The sequence below is a fragment of the Parendozoicomonas sp. 209JJ7-1 genome (assembly GCF_058147085.1).
Window position 1 is genome coordinate 1 of sequence record NZ_JBYVJU010000071.1, and the last position, 1,278, is coordinate 1,278.

2 protein-coding genes are annotated in these 1,278 nt (G+C 39.8%); both read right to left on the reverse strand.

What is annotated here, in order from left to right; genetic code table 11:
* Nucleotides 1-290: 290 nt before the first annotated feature.
* Entirely contained in the window at nucleotides 291-689 is a 399-nt protein-coding gene (locus ACY2RQ_RS19355) for an SMI1/KNR4 family protein (RefSeq protein ID WP_490114652.1), read from the reverse strand.
* A gap of 74 nt (nucleotides 690-763) precedes the next feature.
* Entirely contained in the window at nucleotides 764-1,216 is a 453-nt protein-coding gene (locus ACY2RQ_RS19360; RefSeq protein ID WP_490114653.1) for an NUDIX hydrolase, read from the reverse strand.
* Between the last annotated feature and the right edge of the window lie 62 nt (nucleotides 1,217-1,278).

Genomic DNA, 1,278 nt, shown 5'->3' on the forward strand with positions numbered 1-1,278 from the left:
CCAGTTCCGGGCTTTTCTCCAGTGGACGACATAAAATCCATCTCCTTTGTCACGCTACCAATAGAGGAAAGCTGCTGGTAGCTCACAGCATTTTTATCATATCACTTGTATCTTTCTATGAGGTTACACCTGTGAATCGAAAGTAAATCTCGATGTTTGGTAGCACCTAACGCCTAAATCAGGTGCGCCGTAGGCGTCACCTGGATTTACTTGTTATGTGATTTTTGGGTCCAGAAAGCCCTGTTTCAGCCGTATTGACATTACTTTCACTAATAATGGGTTTTAGTCAGTTACTCTGGGGTGGGACAACCTTCTTCAACCCATTCTATGAGGTTGGTTCCGATACCCTCAAAATCTCCCAAACGAGGATCTAATGATCCATGATCGACAAGATATACAGTTTGATCTGAACCTGAGCTTTTAATCAAAATGGCACATCCACCGCTATCATCACCAATATTTATATACCCAGGACAGTAAGTGGGAACTTGATAAGTCTCGTTCCTTTCTAGCAGTTCCTCTGTTGGGTATAAATGCACTAAATTAGACTGAAATCCATTTGTTTCTCTTAATAGTTGCTTATAGGTATCGGGGAAAGAAGTTGCAAGTGAATATTCAGCTTTTGAAATCTCGTCATTACTTGCAGGTTCATTTCTCTCAAAATATTCTATTTTTCCAAAGTGAATCATTGCAAGACTCTTGATGGTTGGGTTCACATAACGCCTAAATCAGGTGCGCCGTAGGCGTCACCTGGATTTTCTTGTTAGCTGAATTTTATTGCCATTAGTTTTGATGGCTTTTGTTTGATGAAATATTCCCATACGTGGTCGTATAGCTTTTTCTGGTTTGGGAAAGTAGCAAGATCTTTTGCTTCTTGGAGATTACACCACTGGAACTCGGTATGCTCCTCATTGAGTGTTACTTCTTGGTTTGGGTCACACACGACGACAAAAGCAGGAATAATTACAATCTCGTTGTTTTTAGCCTCATAAAACTGTTCAATATATTCAGCGTTATAAAGGTTTTCTACTTTGATCTGGGTCTCTTCGCTGAACTCACGAATTATAGCTTCCCAAGCCTTTTCTTTCCCTTCAATATTTCCGGCTACATGACACCAAAATTCTCCTTTCACGCGTTTCATCATGAGTATTTTGGTTTCACCATCAATCTCGGATATAGCTACTCCGGATACAACTGATGTGTTTACTGGAATCATATATTTATTCTTAATCTTTCAATGTTGATGTAATGGAGGTGCTGATTAATTCAGCTAACGCC

Bases quoted from the DNA above. Each gene is read 5' to 3' on its own strand.
- ACY2RQ_RS19360 (WP_490114653.1), bottom strand. From the start codon at position 1,216: ATGATTCCAGTAAACACATCAGTTGTATCCGGAGTAGCTATATCCGAG.
- ACY2RQ_RS19355 (WP_490114652.1), bottom strand. From the start codon at position 689: ATGATTCACTTTGGAAAAATAGAATATTTTGAGAGAAATGAACCTGCA.